This window comes from Phyllobacterium bourgognense, from assembly GCF_003337575.1.
GTDB lineage: Bacteria > Pseudomonadota > Alphaproteobacteria > Rhizobiales > Rhizobiaceae > Phyllobacterium > Phyllobacterium bourgognense.
This window is the reverse complement of record NZ_QPJM01000004.1, coordinates 296,265-313,403: the sequence shown is the minus strand read 5'-3', so window position 1 is coordinate 313,403 and position 17,139 is coordinate 296,265. Positions and strand designations below refer to the sequence as shown.

The 17,139-nt window shown below is 56.2% G+C and carries 13 protein-coding genes and 1 tRNA gene; 8 read left to right on the top strand and 6 right to left on the bottom strand.

Annotated elements, in window-relative coordinates:
• Positions 1 to 2 precede the first annotated feature (2 nt).
• Entirely contained in the window at positions 3 to 3,197 is a 3,195-nt protein-coding gene (locus C7476_RS10300) for an AAA family ATPase (RefSeq protein WP_114429821.1), read from the top strand.
• On the opposite strand, the gene C7476_RS10295 is transcribed toward C7476_RS10300, so the two are convergent.
• From C7476_RS10295 to C7476_RS10285, 3 genes are read right to left on the bottom strand one after another with little or no spacing between them, the layout of a single operon-like run.
• Positions 3,186 to 5,036: a hypothetical protein gene (locus C7476_RS10295; protein ID WP_114429820.1), complete on the bottom strand. Its 1,851-nt coding sequence runs from the start codon at positions 5,034 to 5,036 to the stop codon at positions 3,186 to 3,188. The genes C7476_RS10300 and C7476_RS10295 overlap by 12 nt on opposite strands.
• Positions 5,037 to 5,054: 18 nt before the next feature.
• Complete coding sequence (locus tag C7476_RS10290; protein WP_114429819.1) at positions 5,055 to 5,714, bottom strand: nuclear transport factor 2 family protein; 660 nt, start codon at positions 5,712 to 5,714, stop codon at positions 5,055 to 5,057.
• A gap of 25 nt (positions 5,715 to 5,739) precedes the next feature.
• Positions 5,740 to 7,131 carry a gluzincin family metallopeptidase gene (locus C7476_RS10285; RefSeq protein ID WP_147274642.1) on the bottom strand — a complete coding sequence of 464 codons (1,392 nt, stop codon included), beginning with the start codon at positions 7,129 to 7,131 and terminating at the stop codon, positions 5,740 to 5,742.
• 400 nt (positions 7,132 to 7,531) lie between these two features.
• On the opposite strand from C7476_RS10285, the gene C7476_RS10280 reads away from it, so the two are divergent.
• The 5 genes from C7476_RS10280 to C7476_RS10260 all read left to right on the top strand — a co-directional run bounded on the left by C7476_RS10280 (position 7,532) and on the right by C7476_RS10260 (position 13,062).
• The gene (locus C7476_RS10280) at positions 7,532 to 8,614 is read left to right on the top strand and encodes a hypothetical protein (RefSeq protein ID WP_114429817.1); all 1,083 of its coding nucleotides are present in this window, start codon (positions 7,532 to 7,534) and stop codon (positions 8,612 to 8,614) included.
• A 287-nt stretch (positions 8,615 to 8,901) separates the two neighbouring features.
• Entirely contained in the window at positions 8,902 to 9,471 is a 570-nt protein-coding gene (locus C7476_RS10275) for a PE-PGRS family protein (RefSeq protein ID WP_114429816.1), read from the top strand.
• 91 nt (positions 9,472 to 9,562) lie between these two features.
• Complete coding sequence (locus C7476_RS10270) at positions 9,563 to 11,278, top strand: type I secretion system permease/ATPase (RefSeq protein ID WP_114429815.1); 1,716 nt, start codon at positions 9,563 to 9,565, stop codon at positions 11,276 to 11,278.
• Positions 11,279 to 11,289: 11 nt separating this feature from the next.
• Positions 11,290 to 12,726, top strand: coding sequence for an HlyD family type I secretion periplasmic adaptor subunit (locus C7476_RS10265; protein ID WP_114429913.1), 1,437 nt, complete (start codon positions 11,290 to 11,292; stop codon positions 12,724 to 12,726).
• Between the two features lie 54 nt (positions 12,727 to 12,780).
• The gene (locus tag C7476_RS10260; protein WP_114429814.1) at positions 12,781 to 13,062 is read left to right on the top strand and encodes a transposase; all 282 of its coding nucleotides are present in this window, start codon (positions 12,781 to 12,783) and stop codon (positions 13,060 to 13,062) included.
• 31 nt (positions 13,063 to 13,093) lie between these two features.
• Here the strand turns inward: C7476_RS10260 and C7476_RS10255 are convergent, their stop codons facing one another.
• Positions 13,094 to 13,828 carry a response regulator transcription factor gene (locus C7476_RS10255; protein ID WP_114429813.1) on the bottom strand — a complete coding sequence of 245 codons (735 nt, stop codon included), beginning with the start codon at positions 13,826 to 13,828 and terminating at the stop codon, positions 13,094 to 13,096.
• 263 nt (positions 13,829 to 14,091) lie between these two features.
• On the opposite strand from C7476_RS10255, the gene C7476_RS10250 reads away from it, so the two are divergent.
• Positions 14,092 to 14,367, top strand: a complete 276-nt coding sequence (locus C7476_RS10250; RefSeq protein WP_114429812.1) for a DUF2277 domain-containing protein — start codon at positions 14,092 to 14,094, stop codon at positions 14,365 to 14,367.
• 552 nt (positions 14,368 to 14,919) lie between these two features.
• Here the strand turns inward: C7476_RS10250 and C7476_RS10245 are convergent.
• Together C7476_RS10245 and C7476_RS10240 are read right to left on the bottom strand one after the other, a co-directional pair.
• Positions 14,920 to 14,995: transfer RNA gene (locus tag C7476_RS10245), tRNA-Ala, on the bottom strand.
• A gap of 162 nt (positions 14,996 to 15,157) precedes the next feature.
• The gene (locus C7476_RS10240; protein WP_114429811.1) at positions 15,158 to 15,541 is read right to left on the bottom strand and encodes a TIGR02300 family protein; all 384 of its coding nucleotides are present in this window, start codon (positions 15,539 to 15,541) and stop codon (positions 15,158 to 15,160) included.
• Between the two features lie 243 nt (positions 15,542 to 15,784).
• On the opposite strand from C7476_RS10240, the gene aroA reads away from it, so the two are divergent.
• The gene (gene aroA / locus C7476_RS10235) at positions 15,785 to 17,134 is read left to right on the top strand and encodes a 3-phosphoshikimate 1-carboxyvinyltransferase (protein ID WP_114429810.1); all 1,350 of its coding nucleotides are present in this window, start codon (positions 15,785 to 15,787) and stop codon (positions 17,132 to 17,134) included.
• Positions 17,135 to 17,139 lie beyond the last annotated feature (5 nt).

Below are 17,139 nucleotides of genomic sequence, written 5' to 3'. Positions count from 1 at the left end.
CTATGGAGGATGTCAGGAAATGGTTGAACAAGCTGAAGCTTGATCACTTCGCCGATGCGTTCGCGGAATCGCAAGTCGACTTTGATAGTCTCCGCCTCCTCTCGGACAGTGACCTGCAGAGCATGCGGATTCCGCTCGGCCCCAGAAAAAAGATCCTGGCGGGTATCGCGCGATTGATTGACGAAGGCAGCGGCGAGCTATCCCAAATTTCGGGCGAGCGCCGTCCGTTGACCATTCTGTTTTGCGATCTGGTCGATTCAACCGAATATGCGGTTCTGCTGGATCCGGAGGATTTCAGCAAACTGACGCGAGACTATCTGCGGCAGTGCAACAATGCGGTGAGACGGCATAACGGCATTGCGGCCAACTATATCGGCGACGCTTTCCAGGCATTGTTCGGTTACCCGATTGCTGAAGAAGACGACGCGGAGCACGCACTTGCCCTGGCCTTCGATATTCTGAGGCTCGTACCCGAGATTCCGGTGGCGGCAGGACCGCCTTTACGGGTCCGGATAGGAATAGCAAGTGGCCTCGTGGTTGTGGGGGATTTTCTCGGAGCGCCTGCGGGCGTGTCTACCGTCGCTTTAGGATCGATACCCAACCTTGCACAGCGGCTCCAGACAATCGCGCAGCCGCAGACGATCTTGACGGATCAACAGACTCACGACAATGCCGCCGGCGCATTCGAATTCATCGATCGCGGCCCTCAAACACTTAAAGGCTTTTCCAAGCAGATACACGTCTGGCAAGCCGAAAAAGAGCGGCTTCTGGAGAACCGCTTCGCCAAACGAACGCAATTGACCGAACTTGTTGGCCGCCGCAATGAAATGTCGCAGGTGCTCGAACTCTGGCGAGATGTAGCTTCTGAAAATCGCGGTCAGGCAGCACTGGTTTCGGGCGAAGCCGGTATCGGCAAGTCACGCCTCATTTTCGAAGCTCAGCGTCGCATGCCACAATGTACATATTTGACGCTGCAGTGTTCGGCCGCGTACTCCAACAGTGCCCTGTTCCCATTTCTCACATTGCTCAAACGCTACGCCGGAATTCATGGCGACAATCCCGCGCACGGTCTGGAAAAACTCGAGGCAATTCTCGCGTTGAGCGATGTTCCTCTTGCTGAATCCCTACCTATATTTGCGGGGTTGCTTTCCATCGACCAACGGCGTTACCCACCGTCTGAACTGACGGCGCCACGGCAGCGCAGTGTTTCGCATCGCATAATCATCGACTGGCTTCATCACGTATCACGTATCAACCGTGTCCTGTTGTTGATTGAGGACGAACAATGGATCGACCCGTCTTCGAGTGATGTGCTTGAGGCGCTCCTGGAAGAGGTGGCATCGTTCCCGATGCTGATCCTCATCACGACGCGAGAGAAGACACTTTGCAGGCCCCCGAAAGTGGAGAATCTGCACGAGATCGCACTCAAGCGTTTAAGCGACTACGAAGCTCATATGCTCGTCAGCAATGTCAGCGGCGGCAAACCCCTGGCGAGCGAAATCCAGACCTCTGTCCTGAACAGAGCCGAGGGCGTTCCTCTCTACGTCGAAGAATTGGCGCGGGCAGCTCTGGAGACAGGCGGCCCACTCTTTCCTTCCGAGTCGGAGGTGCGGGAGCAGTCCGTGGGGGTTCCGAATTCGCTGCAATCATCGCTGTTGTCGCGTCTCGACAAACTTGGCCCCGGCAAGATGATCGCCCAAACCGCTGCGGTCATTGGACGTGAATTCGATCTCAAGTTGCTAAGCCGACTTAGCGGTCTGTCAGCTCGCTCCTTGAATGCCGCATTGCGTCACCTTGTCGAATCCGGGTTGTTCGCACCCCAACCCGACCGCAAGAGCTACATATTTACGCATGCGCTGCTCCAGGAAGCCGCGCGCGACACGCTGTTGCGGGAACGCTGCCGGCAACTTCATGGCAAAGTTGCGGAGGTCATTCAGAAGATCTATCCCAAACTGGCAGCCGAACACCCCGAGCTTTTGGCGCAGCACTATTCGGAAGCCGGCGAGTTGGAAAAGGCAGCTGACTGCTGGTTGGCTGCTGGTCTCAACGTTAGCAAGACCTGGGCCAAAGTAGAAGCCGCGAACATGTTTGCACATGGCGTAGAATGCCTGCAGAAGCTTCCGGCCACGCTTGAGCGCAAAGAGAAAGAGTTGCGGCTCTGGCTGGAGATTGGCGACGTGCACTACGCGACATTCGGGTATGTCACACGCGAAGGCAGCGATGCATACCGAAACGCAATGCAGTTGAGTGACGAGCTCGGCGATACGGAGTCGCCTGTCCGGGCACTCGACGGGCTCTTCGGTACGGCGTTCAATTCTGCGCACTTTGCCGATGCCGAATGGGCAAGTGACCGGTTGCTCGACATTGGCAGTAGACGCGACCATATCAAGGCCCGGGTACTGGGACTGCAGTTCAAGGGCATGAGCTTGTTTTCTCAAGGTAATCTGAAAGGTGCCCGCGACTATCTCGAGCGTTCGCTTGGATATGAAGCACATAAGGACACAATTGGCAGCGACTTTCCAAGCATGCCGATGCTTTACCTCGCCTGGACGTTGCATTTGCTCGGTGAACATCAAAGGTCAATCGACCTCTACAACGCTGCGGAATTCGATGCGCGTCAGCAGTCGGCTTACAGACTTGCCGCCTGCCTTGGCAATGGCTGCATTCTGCTGGCACTGCGCAATGATGTCATCAAGCTACGCGAGCTAACCGATGAACTCATCCCTTTGGCAACGGAGAACGGATTTCAGCTGTGGCTGAATATGGGTTCTTTTTTCGAGGGCTGGGCCATGGTCCGGGCCGACCGCAACTTTGACGGCTTGGAAAAGATGCGTAGGACCTGCGATAATCTCGGCGATCAAGAGATCGACAAATCTTGCTACCTGGGGCTACTGGCGGAATGCTATCTCCACGCCCATGCCATCGAGAAAGCATCCGACGCCGTCGACGAGGCGCTGGATCTCGTGAGCAACACTAACGAAAACTATTTTACGGCGGAGCTGTTCCGGTTGAAAGGCGAAGTGCTGCGTATGAAAAATGCACCTGGCTTTGCCGAAGCGTTGTTTAAAAAGGCCATTGCCTTTGCGCGCAAACAAGGAGCGCGGTCGTGGGAGCAGAAGGCCACCCAAAGCCTGACGGAACTGCGTCGCTCGTCCGATGGCAAGATCCGGAACGATCGGCCTTCTTCAATTGCATGAGACGTCAGCGTACAGAACATGATCGGCCTGCCCATAGGTGATGTTGCTTTGATCGAAGCAAAACCTCTTGGGCATTATGCGAACGAGGTAACGCCGATTGCATTGGGCAGGCAGATCCAGCCTGAAGGCCCGCATATCCTTTGACGGAACCGGGTCCGTGAGTTTCAGGTGGCCGAAGTAGGAAACATTGCGGATCAGCGTAGCCGAACCCGATGTCCCTGTCTCACCGTCTATGGCGACAAAATTATTATCCGTCGCTTCCTCCGAAACAGGATAGTCTGATGGCGACGGCGCTGCACCTGACATCGGAATTTCCGTTGATTTGACCGCCACATTGAACCGCACGTCGTCCCGTTGCGGAACATTGCCGTAACTGTTCAAATAGCGCCAACTTAGCCGGACTACACGGCCGGCGATCGCTTCTGCACCCGTGGGCCGCACAATGGCAATGGACAGGTCCTCAGGTTTCGCGTAATCGCCCTGCGCCGCCACCCCTGGTGCGGGACAGGACGTATAAAGCGGCGTGTAAGCGCACTCGTTGCCGCCGGCACCCCACAGACAATTGCTCAACACGCTCCAGTCGGCGGCGCTGATTTCGGGTGCTCGAGCCGACAATTCGTTTCCATCGATCGGGACCATCCAGGGATGAATTTTTCCTGGGCCAGACCTGGACGCCCACTTCGTCCGGTGAGAGTTTATTTCTCGCAACTTGCGCTGCTCCGCCTTGAGCCGAAGAAACTGAGACCTTTTCGGATGTGCAATGACCGGGTCTCGTGCCACTGCATCGGCTGCAAAACGCTGCCCCGTCGTTTGCGTCGTCAAGGTATGACACTCCGTGCAGTTTCCCGTCGGATCCTGGACAGTCATGGCGCGTTCGAGATCGACGCGATAGGTGGCGGTGTAACCGGACCCTATAACCCGGAACGGTGTTGACCTGCTCCGCGGCGCGGCGGGGAGCGAACTGCCCAGACTGAAGGCAGACGCCCTCGGATCATTATTTCCGGCAAGGTAGCCTACTCTCGCTTGCTGGATATTGGGGTTGATGACATAAGCACCTTTGTTGTCGTGGCACGCGGAGCATTGCACCTGGAATGTCGGGTCGTAAAGGGCTTCTGCCGCTGCTCGGCCCTCGCTGTCGTGATAGGAATGGCCGCCTGGCGGCACAAATTTTTGCGACCAGTCGAATTCGTTCCAGTCTTTTCTGCCGTCAAAGAACACGATCTCGCCCGAGTGCCTGTTGAACCCGATAACGCCGAACAGTGCAAACTTCGGATTTGAGCGCTGCCAATAGGGGACGGGTTCCACCTCGAGGTGGTGGCTCGACTTGCGGCAAAGGAAAAGCCATTCCACATTGCCATTTTCGACACGGTTCAGTCTTGAGTTCAGGCCGCAATAGGTTGCGCTTCCAGTCAGTGAAGGCTTGTCACAACGCGCAACACCGCTTGTCCATTTGACCACCTTCCCCTTGATATCGCGGTGCTCAAATTCCAGTGGATGCCCTGCCTTTCCGGGGTTGGGTTTAAGGTCGACAAGATTGCCGTCGATTTGCAGAGGTATTGTCTTGGCTGCGCCGTCCGTGCAGTCCCCGTCGGGAATCGGACCGAATACAGCGCGTGTCTCATCCCCGAACCGGGTGATCGTGTCGCCGCTCGCCGACGCCGGCTCCCAAAGGAAATGCCGATTCCAGCGCTGCACCGCCTTAGCAAACGAAACCTCATCAAATCCGAGACTACGGCTGCCGACCGGCGTTGTGTCGCCGCCTTGGGAATTTCTCGCCAAACCCTGGGTGACGGCGACGACCGCGGCTCCGATAATGAAGATTTGGCCGATGTGCCTCACTGCCAGTTCCGATGAAGTTCAACGTGCCCGGAATTCGATCTTCCGCCCATCGGTGATGAGCGTGATTCTCGAAAATTTCCAGACACCTCCTTCCCGCCTGAACACGGGTCTGAATTCACCGGTGTAGTCGAGCACCGGCGTTTCGATATCCGAGTGTTGAAGCGTCACTGCCAAACTTGTTTTCCCCTGGATGGTGTTTGTGTCCACGGAATTGAGCAGTGCATTGCTTTGAATATGCCGCGTCTGCGTACCCTGCGTCCCAAGTTCGTCGAAGACGCCGCCGAGATATACCTCCAGCTGGCCCTTGTCGGTCCTCTTGAGAATCTGTTCCCCGGCGGCATCGCACAATTCATAGAACACATCGTCCGTAAAGAGCCCGTCCAGCTGACCGAAGTCGTGATCGTCCAGAGCCCAGTTATAGCGATGAATCAATTTCAAAATTGCCCTGGCATCCGCGGGTCCGGGGTCGCTGGGATCTATCAGCCAGTCCGCTCGCGGAAGATTCTCACACGCCGGCACAGCGGCAGACCCTCCCGTTGAAGGCGCACTTCCAGCCTGCTTCGTTTTACCCGTCTGCGCTATCGCTGTTCCAGCGACGATGAGGCAGAGTGAGCAACCGATCATCAAAGCTGTCATTCTAGCCCAATCGGCAAAAAGCTTCCTGTCCATGACTGACATTCCAACCTCCTTTAACTCATGACTTTTAACAGACGTGCCGTGACCCGCAGTTGATTCTAATTCTCACCAAGCGAAGTTGGTCACCTTCGCGCTGAATACGATGCGTGGTATGTGCCAGTGCTGGATCCTTGTTGTCCTTGTCGCCCTTGTGATCCCTGTCTCCGAACTCGCCATAGTTGACGAGGCCTTTGATGAATAATTGATCGACGAAAGCTGTTGCAGCCGCTTCGGGGCTGGGCGGCTCCATCGACCTACCGTCCGGGGTTGCGCTTCGTGCTATAGTAGTTACCGGGTCCAACGGCATCTGAACGAACAAGGGCTCGTCCAGGCCATAATGAGATGAATCAAGTGGAGCGAGTTTCGGCACGTAGGTTTGATCTATTCCTTCGTCGGCATCCGCACCGATCGTACCGTTCAGCAACGACATAATCGTTGAGGCCGATTCAAGTGATAGAATGTTGCGACGGACAAAGGCGGCTCGGAAGATCGCCGGATACGCAGGATTTTTTACGGCACTTTTCTGCACGATCTTGGCCGCCACTTCCGCATAGTAGTTGGTCACGATCCCGGCAGATTTGACCGCCTCAACCACTATGTCCCGCATTTCCTCTGTAACCAAAAGCAACTGAGCTGAAGTTGGTGCAGGATAAAGGGAGAGCATACCTGCCAATGCCTCGAATATGGCGTTAGTAAAAATCCTTGAGAACGAATGCGAATCCTGTGTGGTGGGGGCGCTCGATGGCAGGGTGTTGGGATCGCGGTAGCAGAAAAACTTTACCGCGTTGCGCAGGCAATCCGGATCCGCGTCGTCGGGAAAGTGGATGTGAAGGGCTGTCCCGAATTGCTCAGCAACTCGGGACAGTCTTGAGTTGCAGTAAAGATTGCCGCCCGTCGACACCAGAATGGAATCTCGCATCGACGGGATTTGAAGCGAACATAGTATAGCACTGATATCGCCGAACGATTCATGAAAGGCTTCGACTTCCAGGGAAGTTGTAATCCAAAGATGTGGCTGGATCGCATCAAGCATGGCATGACCCAGCTCATGGCAAAGCATGTCAGGGCTTGCCGCAGCATAGATGTTCCCGGTGGAAGTTACCCCGTGATAGAAGTTCAGCGCTCGCCGATCATAGTTGGCGTTCCATCCGGGCCCCAGATCCAGGCTCACGCCGAGGGCAGGACCGCGAAGCCATTCACTCCTGTCGACCTTCGGGCCCCAAAAATCTGCGCCTCGCCGCAAAGCTGCGGCAGCGTTCCAGTATCTGAACTCGCGCGTGTCCGGATGTTGGTTGGGGTCGAGACGCGGCGGCGGAAAAGTATATTTGAACGGAATCGTGCTGATGCTGGGTTTGTCAGCCATTACCAATACACTGGAAGCAGGATCGTTCTCCCAAATCAGAATCTGCTGGGCGGCCATGATACATCCCCCAAATGACCAGAACTGCGCCGGCGGCACAGTGTATTGTTCGAAGGTCTGACAGTCATTCACAGTTACGAATACGGAAACAGCGTATAAACGCTGCTATGAGATCAAAACTGTAGAGCTATATAAATGCGTCCTCCGGGCAAATTTCATTGTATTGTTGCCCGATTGCCCAATCACAGCTCCCCCATGAGGTAAGTCGATTGATTGTTCACTTACCCTGTATGATATAGCAATCTGGAACAACTATGAATACGTAGAAGGGCTTAGTCTGGTTACCGCCCATCTCCGCCCAAATGGATATAGCCGAATTGCAGGCTCTTCTTTTTCTTCAACTGACTTCACAATACGTCGGAGAAATGCGCAAGTTTTGCGGACTGAATGGAGAGACGCAATGCCGGAAATTCGCCCTATGTCGGAAGAAGCACCTAACCCGAACGTCAGCCAAAACGCGATCTCTGGTTCCGCATCCGGTCACCTGGCTTTGGTGCCAACATGGTTGCCCCTCGAGGTCGTCCCTAGTCCCACATATTCCGCGGGCAGCGGTGGCGATGGCATTGCCATCGGTCTTATCAGCAGCATGCCGATGGCGATCTTCCAGCCCTCTAACGCGGCCATCGCTGGTCCCAACACCGCGGTAGAAGCGCATCAGGGCAACAACGCGTTGATCAATCAGCATTCCACGGAAATTGCTGGCATGGGTGGAGATGGCGGAAACGGCAATGTTGCTCTCGGCGGGGGCGACGGCAATCACAATTCCGGAAGCGGTGGCAACGGGCTTTTCTTCGGTGGTATGGTGAGTTCCGATGTCGGTGTATTCGCGCCTGTCAATACCGCTATCTCGTGGGGTAGCGGTTCATCCGCCATTGCCAGCCAGTCAAACAATTCCGTTATGAACCAAGGCGCCACGCAAATTGGCGGTGTCGGTGGTTCCGGCGGGGATAATAACGGGACATTCGACAGCACTCCCGGAGGCGTTGGAACACATACCTACACGGGTGACATGTTCGGCGGCCATGGCGGCAACGGCTATTTCATGGGCAGTATGGTCGACGTGAATGTTGCTATCTTTTCGCCGATCAATATCGCCGTCGGCGCGGCCGGCGGCTCCGCCGAGGCGCATCAGACCAACAACGCGATTTTCGACCAGGGTGGCATCCAGATCGCGGGTATCGGCGGCGATGGCGGCGGCTTCAATTTGAGTTCGGATACGATTTTCACCGGCAACCACAGCGGTGGCAACGGGGGCTCAGGCTTCTCTAACGGTAATTTCGTCGATCTCAATGTCGGTGTTTATCATCCGATCAACATTGCTGTGCCCGCGGGCGGCACTGCGGATGCCCAGCAGATCGATAATGTGCTTTTCGATCAGCACTCATTCCAAATGGGCGGCATCGGCGGCAACGGCGGCGACGGCAGCCTTGCTGATAATCACTCCGCACTGGTGGATGATATCCTCTCGTTTTTGCATACCTAGAGTAAATTTCTCCGTACTTCTTCTCGCCGTCTTCGAAGCGCGCTTGTCGTGGAAGATTGCGATTCGCCGCCAATCGGCGCGCCGCGCCGATGTGACATTTCGGCCGTCAAATCGACTACACCCCGTCGCCAGATACACACCCCACCCAAACGGACGTCCCCGAATATCCGGCTAGTTCCCGAGCAAAATCGCGAGCACTCTTTGTAGGCGGTTAATCTGCCTGACGATGACGTCGCGGGTATCTGGCCGTGGGAGAAACACGGAAAAACTTAGTAAGGAGTAAGATTATGCCTATTCCACAAATGTCTGACACGATCCAGCTTAACAATTCCGATGCTGGCGATGCAAATGCCGGTAACGGCGGTGACGGCTACAACAAGGGAGATATCAGCTTCAGCCCCAGCGCCTACTTCAACGCTTCACAAACGGTAGAGGGTGCTCATACCAAATTGTATAACGGCGATGACGTTTGGCAAAAAGCCAGTTGGGAAGCCAAGGACGCCGGCAATGGCGGCGACACGTCGGCGCATCATGGTCTCATTGCAGCCATCACCAACAATGGTGACGGCGGCGCCGGCGGCGACGCCAACTCCAATGGCAGTCAGTCCAACTCCAGTGGCGGCAATACGGCAACAGTTGCTGCAGCCACGACGGCCACGCAGGTGAATGAGCTCATGGCCAGTCAGGATGCCACTATTATCGCTGGCGTCGGTGGTAGTGGCGGCAACGGCAACCTGGCACTGGGTGGCAATATCGAGTCGACAGCGGTTCATATCGATCCCACGACCGTCAATAATACTCTCGACCATTTCGTCAACGTTCTCGGAACGATCGATCAACACGATCTGGGCTCATAAAATCAATTCGCCAGGATCGCCGGTTGTGACCGGCGATCCTTAAATCCGGACGGCGACACCAGATGGCTGTCCAATCAGTGAGCACCTGACCATGACAACGAGTCTCGTACAATCGCAGCGTCAACCGACGCATCTGGTGGTAGCCCTTCGCGCTTGCGCTGGAGCCTTCGGTCTGGTTTTCGTCTATAGCTGCGGTTACAACCTCTTTCTGCTCGCACCTTCCATCTATCTCCTGCAGATATATGATCGTGTCTTGTCCAGCCGCAGCACCGATACGCTGCTGATGTTGACGCTGATCATAGCGGTCGCCGTCATCGTCGGATCCGTGCTTGATATTGTCCGGCGCGCGGCCCTATCTCGCATTGGAAGCTGGTTCGACCATCGCTTGCGGCCTTGTGTCCTCACTGCATCGTTCGAATATGCGGCGAGAGCCGATGCGGGCGTGGCTACCGATTGCTACCGGGATCTCGCCTCTCTGCGCCAGTTTCTCGATTCGCCCGCAAGCGCATTGCTTTTCGACGTGCCTTGGGCGCCAGTTTTCCTGCTGCTGCTTTTCCTCGTCCACCCTTTGCTCGGCGCAATCGGCGTCTTGAGCGCGATCGCATTGTTATTGCTTGCGCTGCTTACCGAACTCGCCACGCGGGAACCACTCACCCAGGCGAATGTTGCGCTGGCAAGGAGCTACGCCCGGTTTGCCACAGCGCTCAAATATATCCAGGTCATCCGTGCGATGGGCATGCAGGACGGTGCTGCGCAGATCGTCTATCGCGATGCGGAAGTCGCAAGAAAAGCGCAAGACAGCGCCATGCACCGGACCGAGATCATCCTTGGTTTTTCCAAGTCCATTCGCACCTTGACCCAGATACTCGTGATGGGTGCCGCGACGTGGCTGGTGCTGGCCGAAAACAGCAGCCCCGGCATTATTTTCGTCGCCAGCCTTCTGCTCGGTCGCGGGCTCGCTCCGGTCGAGGGCGCGATCGGTGCCTGGCGTTCCTTTGCCTATGCCCGCAACGCTTTCAACCGTCTCAACAAGATGCTCATCGCTGTTTCCTCGGACTCCGACACGCGTATGGTGCCGGTTCCCGAACCCAGCGGCCTTATCCTTGACAAAGTCGGTTATGCATTGCCCTTTTCCGGCCGGCCACTGCTGAGCGGAGTCAAGCTTCGGCTCGCCCCCGGCGACTGCGTGGCGCTGATTGGCCCTTCTGGATCGGGCAAGTCGACGCTGGGCCGCATTATCGCAGGTGTCCTCCAACCCACCAGCGGATGCGCGCTTCTTGGCGGTGTCGACATATCTGCCTTGCGTCTTTGCGGAGGAACCCACCACATCGGATATCTGCCGCAGGATATCGAGCTTTTCGGCGGCGCTATAAAGGATGTGATCGGCCGGCTGGATGGTTCGGGGCCCGGCAAGGCAATCGAAGCGGCAAAGCTCGTCGGTCTGCATGATGCGATCATGCGGCTGCCGCAAGGTTACGAGACTGACGTCGGCGAAGGCGGCAACCTGCTGCTGCGCGCGCAACGCCAGCAACTCGGACTTGCCAGGGCAGTTTATGGCTATCCTTCCTTGATCGTGCTCGACGATCCGAACTCCAGTCTCGACTATGACGGCGAGCGAGTTTTGTTCAACGCGATCGAACGTATGAAGGCGAGGGGAATGACGGTGGTGATCATCACCCACCGGATGGGAATTCTGCCGGTCACCAACAAAATCGCAATCATGCGCAACGGGACCGTCGATGCCTTTGGAGATAGCGACGAAATTTACGACACCTATCTTCAACCGCCATCGAAGACAGGGACATAAGGATGTTCGCCATGGCCCTTGTTCAATTCGGCATTCCAGAAAAATTTACAGGCGCCTTGAGCGCAATCCGGCACAGCGTCCAAACGTCAGGAATCAGAAAACGATTCTTGACCTATGTACCGACACCAAACACCTCGACAGCCTTGGCACCAATATCCCCGATGCCGCGGCTTCGCAGGGTCGCCCTGGTTGGCAACCTTTTGATTTGCACTTTCATCGTTGGCTTCGGCGCCTGGTCTGTCTTTGCGCCTTTGAAGAGCGCTGCTATCGCCTCGGGTGTGGTTGAACCCGAATCGAGCCGCAAAACGATCCAGCACTTCGAAGGCGGTATCATCCGACAAATTCTCGTCAAGAATGGTGACACGGTCAAAGCTGGTCAAACATTGATCCAGCTTGAAGATACGAAGTCTCGCTCTGAGCGCGACGCTTTGCAGGGTCAACTTTGGGACGCCCAGGCCAACCATGCCCGCCTGACCGCCGAGCGTACGAGCAGCGACAACGTCGTCTATCCCGCAGACCTCGCCGCGATCCGGGTCACGAACCCGGCTGTCGACAGCATTCTAACGGGACAGCAGCGTATCTTCGCGACACGCAGGATGGTCATGCGATCGGAGATCGCAATCACCCAGAGCAAGATGGAGCAAGTGCAACAGGAGATAGCGGGCCTGACAGCACAAAAGGCGGGCCTGACGCAAAGAGCCGAAATCGCGCGGCAGGAACTCGCAGTGGTGACACCTCTCGTGGCGAAGGGCATCGAGAAAAAGAGCCGGCTTCTCAATCTCAACCGTGAGAAAGCCGATATAGATGGTCAGCTTGGTGAAGTGACTGCCCAAATATCGCGGGCTTATCAGGTGATAGGCGAAAGTCAGGCTTACCTTGTCAAAATTGAGAATGACCGGCTGAACGAAGTGGCCCAAGGTCTGCGCGACGCCGAGAGCCAGATCATGCAGCTGAATGAGCGACTTCGGGCGATCGATGATCAACTCTCAAGGACACAGATCAAGGCACCGGAAGATGGCGTGATCATGGATCTGCGCATCCATACGGCGGGCGGCGTCATCGGTGCTGGCGAACCCATTGTCGATCTGGTCCCTCGCGAAGGGCGGCTTATCATTACCGCACATGTCCGCCCGGAAGACATCAACCTCGTGCACTCGGGGTTGTCCGCACAGGTTCACCTCCTCCCGTATAATCAACGTCGGGTGCCGCTTCTCAAAGGCCTCGTCGAATATGTTTCCGCGGACCGTCTTGTCGACAAGGCCACCGGTCTACCTTACTACGCGGCGACGATCCGAGTGACGGATGAGCGCCTGCCCAAGATGAAGAATGTTGGTTTGGTTCCCGGAATGCCGGCCCAGACCTTGATCGAAACGGGGGAGAGCACTGTGGCTTTTTATGCAGTCCGCCCGCTCATAGACAGTTTCAACAGAGCATTCCGCGAGGATTGAGCAGGAACTTGATCGGTCGATGATCGACTCATACTGTCGGAGGGAGAGGATGTGATGAGCAAAAGAAAATTCAATGACGACGAGGTTATGAACATTCTCAAGGCACATCGCAGCGGAATGAGCGTGGCCCAGTTATGCCGCGAACATGGTATCAGCGAGCCAACGTTCTACCGGTGGCAATCCCTGCAACTCAGAAATGCCGGCTTTGACGTGAAAAGGCTCAAGGCCCTGGAAGACGAGAACCAGAAGCTCAAGAAGCTGTTGGCCGAAGCCATGCTGGCAGCAGCGACACTCAGTGAGATGCTTGCCAATACGCCATCAAGGGGAAATGCCTAGAGCAAATTTTTCTATTCAAAAACTTCGGGAATTATGAGGCGGTATATTCATGATCCGTGGACGGCGCCTGCCCCAACCGAGCCACCACCTCCGTCCGATTCTGGACGTTGAGTTTGCGCATGATGTGTTGCAGGTGCATCTTCACGGTGTTGCCCGACAGGTTGAGCTTTCCCGCAATCACCTTGTTCGGGTGACCGCGCTGCAATTCTGCAAGAACGTCCGCTTCGCGCGGCGTGAAATCTGCAACGCTCAGGTAACGTGCGCTTCCATTCCCGTTTGTCCGGTTGTCGCGGGCGTATCTGTCGCTTTTTGGCATCTCGGCAACAAACGTGCCGAGCGGATTTGGACAAAATATGCCGCCTGCAAGAACCAGCCGTATTCCGGCAATCGCTATTTCAATGGGCAGCGAGGTGGTGAAATACCCGCGAACTCCCATCGCCAGCGCATGCGAGGCCATCGCAGGATCGTCCGTGCTGGATAAAAGCGCAATCGCAGCTTCAGGAAAGAGCTCGGATATTGCAGCGAGGTCATTGTGCAAACTGGAGCTTTCGACGTTTCTTCCCGCCACATCCAGTGCGACCAGACGCACATCCATACCGATGGCGCTATCGAGGTTATCGATGCCCATCATGTCTATAAAATCCCAGCCAACGAGTTCGTGCGCAAGGAGTCTTACGATAGTCGTCCTTGCAAGCGTGTGTTGGTCTATGATTATAACGGCAGGAACTTGACGCGCCCGACGGCGTTTTGTTTCATAATTGGACACTGCTCCCCCATTCTCCCCGTCTCTGCAGAGTTTGAATGCAAATGCCACATTCACATATTATATCTCTTTACTCTTCCTGTCGTGATAAAATTGGAAAAATACTACCAATTAGTTAGGGTCTCCTGAGAAATGACCCTGATCATACTACCGAAGGATTTAACTCGACGGCCGCTGATATGATGGGGTAAGCCTCGACCAGCGGACAGGAGGAACGACATCAGTGGCCTTGCCACGTCGCAGTAATCGACATTGAGGAGACCATCATGTGCCGCAATATAAAGACACTGTTTAACTTCGATCCACCTGCAACCAAGGATGAGATCGACGCTTCCGCTCTGCAATTCGTGCGTAAGCTATCTGGTTTCAACAAACCTTCGCAGGCCAACACCGAAGCTTTCGATCGCGCCGTCAAGGAAGTTTCAGATGCTGCACGGCGTCTGCTTGCCTCTCTCCATACTCAAGCGCCGGCACGCGATCGGACTGTCGAAGCCGAAAAAGCACGTGAGCGCTCAAGGGCACGGTTCGCACAGGCTGGGTAGGGCACAATGTCCTACCCGACCTGCAACGTGCGGCAGGCTGCGGGCATCCAAGATTATGGCGAGTTTAGTGGCATGCTTTGGTCTGGCCATCAGCGCTTGCTGTGGCCCGAGCTTACGCCGTCGGAGCCTGTCCAGCCGGGATGGTAGGGTGCCGCCGGGCGGCGCTGCTGTCCAGACATCCTGCAAGCATCGAGCTTGAAATTGCCATCACGGCCAGTCTCCTCCACGATGCTCATCGGCACTATTGTGTACCTTGATAGCCATGGGGTTGATACTGCGTGTTACGAATCAGGTCGCCGTGAGCCGTATGTGATAACCGTGATAGCATGGCGCTGAAATTTTATGCCTGCGCCGTTCGGATACGGCCTCGTCGCCTATAGTGAGCCAAACAGGTTTCGTTATTTGGACAACGTGCGCCCGAGCGCGGCACCTATTGCGATGTCAACAACTATTCCCATCGAGATGCTGCCAAACATTGTGTTTCCAAGCATCGCGTCGATGCCAATACCGAAGGCTGTGCCGAGAGCCATACTGGAAACCTGCTGAGAAATTTGGTGGAGCCAAGCGGGATCGAACCGCTGACCTCTTGCATGCCATGCAAGCGCTCTCCCAGCTGAGCTATGGCCCCATTCAAAATGGCCGTTTAGACCGCCGGGTGCACCGGCAAACTGTCCGGCAAGGTCTGGAGCCTTGCCTCTTGCTTTCGCGAAGATGGCGGTACTTATCGCCCGCCGCCTCGAAGATCAAGTCCTGTTCACCGGATATTTTCGGTGAACAGGTATAATCAAAATCAATTCTCGTCGTCGTCGCCGATACCACCGCCAAGAATGTCGGTGACATCGTCATCCTCATCTTCTTCGTCGGTCGCGAGGAACGTGTCGTCATCATCGGCGTCCTCGACCTCGACATCGTCATCCCCGATATCGGGGACGTCGTCGCCTTCGGCGTCGGCTTCTTCAAGAGCAACGAACTCCGGCTTCTCGAGAGCAACGTCGAGCTCTTCCGTCTCGACCTCTTCCTCTTCCTCGCGCGCGGACGAAGCGGTGCTATCGAAATAGCTGAGCGGATAGCTCTTGCCCGTATAGGGCGAAACGATCGGATCGCGATTCAGATCGTAAAATTTCTGCCCGGTCTCCGGGTCAACTCGCTTGGTGCCAAGTTTTGGATTCGCCACGTTTTGCCTCGTCTTGCTGCGCTCGCCTGCGACCGGCTGATATCAGGTCCCTATTGGCCCCAACCGTTTACGCCGATACTCATCAAAATGAATTTGCGGTCCCATAAACGCAATTCGACGCATTTGTCAAAGCGAAAAAAGCTTGTGTCAATCATTGAATTTGCAAGATGACCACACTGGCAAGCTGTGTTAGTAGGATGCCCGCATCCCAATGACCTTCTTTTATCGCGATTGATCCTCTCCATGTCCCATTCCGCGCCGCCAAAACCCGCCACTGCCCGCCGCTCGCAGGCTCTCTCCGGCGATATCCGCATTCCCGGCGATAAATCGATTTCGCATCGCGCCTTTATGTTCGGCGGGCTCGCTTCCGGCGAAACACGCATTACCGGCCTGCTCGAGGGCGAGGACGTTATCAATACGGGCCGCGCCATGCAGGCGATGGGCGCGAAAATCGTCAAGGAAGGCGATGTGTGGGTCATACAGGGAACCGGCAATGGCTGCCTGCTTGCCCCGGAAGCGCCGCTCGATTTCGGTAATGCGGGCACGGGCGCGCGCCTGACCATGGGTCTCGTTGGCACCTACGCCATGGAGACCACCTTCGTGGGCGATGCTTCATTGTCGAAGCGGCCGATGGGCCGCGTGCTTGATCCCTTGCGCGAAATGGGTGTCCAGGTTTCCGCCGCGGAAGGTGATCGCATGCCGCTGACGCTGCGCGGTCCGAAAGTCGCAGCGCCGATCACCTACCGCGTGCCGATGGCCTCAGCGCAAGTGAAATCCGCCGTGTTACTCGCCGGGCTCAACACGCCGGGCATCACGACAGTCATCGAACCGGTCATGACGCGCGATCATACGGAAAAGATGCTGCAAGGGTTCGGCGCCAACCTTTCCGTCGAGACCGACAGGGATAACGCGCGCCACATCCGCATCGAGGGCCAGGGCAAGCTGATCGGCCAGACTATCGACGTGCCGGGTGATCCGTCCTCCACCGCTTTTCCGCTGGTTGCGGCCATCATCGTGCCGGGCTCCGACATCACCATTCGCAATGTGCTGATGAACCCGAGCCGCACTGGACTTATCCTGACGCTGCAGGAGATGGGCGCTCACGTAGAGATACTCAATGCGCGCCTTGCCGGCGGCGAGGATGTCGCGGATTTGCGTGTTCGCGCCTCCGAACTCAAGGGCGTCCATGTGCCCGCAGACCGCGCGCCGTCGATGATTGACGAGTATCCGGTGCTTGCGGTTGCGGCCTGCTTCGCCACTGGCGAGACGGTGATGAATGGGCTCGAGGAGCTGCGCGTCAAGGAATCCGATCGCCTTTCGGCTGTTGCCAACGGCCTCAAGGCCAATGGGGCCGATTGCACCGAAGGTCATGACACGTTGACAGTTCGCGGCCGTCCGGATGGCAAGGGTCTTGGCGGCGGCAGTGTCGAAACGCATCTCGACCATCGCATCGCAATGAGCTTTCTGGTCCTCGGCCTCGCCGCAGAAAAGCCTGTCACAATCGACGATTCGACCATGATCGTTACCAGTTTCCCGGAATTCATGGACATGATGAAGGGAATGGGTGCGGAGATTTCCGAACTCGAAATCTGAAAACA

Excerpts from the sequence above, each read along its gene's own strand:
- C7476_RS10270 (WP_114429815.1), top strand. The coding sequence starts at position 9,563 with ATGACAACGAGTCTCGTACAATCGCAGCGTCAACCGACGCATCTGGTG.
- C7476_RS10285 (WP_147274642.1), bottom strand. The coding sequence starts at position 7,131 with ATGGCCGCCCAGCAGATTCTGATTTGGGAGAACGATCCTGCTTCCAGT.
- C7476_RS10250 (WP_114429812.1), top strand. The coding sequence starts at position 14,092 with ATGTGCCGCAATATAAAGACACTGTTTAACTTCGATCCACCTGCAACC.
- C7476_RS10275 (WP_114429816.1), top strand. The coding sequence starts at position 8,902 with ATGCCTATTCCACAAATGTCTGACACGATCCAGCTTAACAATTCCGAT.
- C7476_RS10300 (WP_114429821.1), top strand. The coding sequence starts at position 3 with ATGGAGGATGTCAGGAAATGGTTGAACAAGCTGAAGCTTGATCACTTC.
- C7476_RS10280 (WP_114429817.1), top strand. The coding sequence starts at position 7,532 with ATGCCGGAAATTCGCCCTATGTCGGAAGAAGCACCTAACCCGAACGTC.
- C7476_RS10290 (WP_114429819.1), bottom strand. The coding sequence starts at position 5,714 with ATGTCAGTCATGGACAGGAAGCTTTTTGCCGATTGGGCTAGAATGACA.
- aroA (WP_114429810.1), top strand. The coding sequence starts at position 15,785 with ATGTCCCATTCCGCGCCGCCAAAACCCGCCACTGCCCGCCGCTCGCAG.
- C7476_RS10265 (WP_114429913.1), top strand. The coding sequence starts at position 11,290 with ATGGCCCTTGTTCAATTCGGCATTCCAGAAAAATTTACAGGCGCCTTG.
- C7476_RS10260 (WP_114429814.1), top strand. The coding sequence starts at position 12,781 with ATGAGCAAAAGAAAATTCAATGACGACGAGGTTATGAACATTCTCAAG.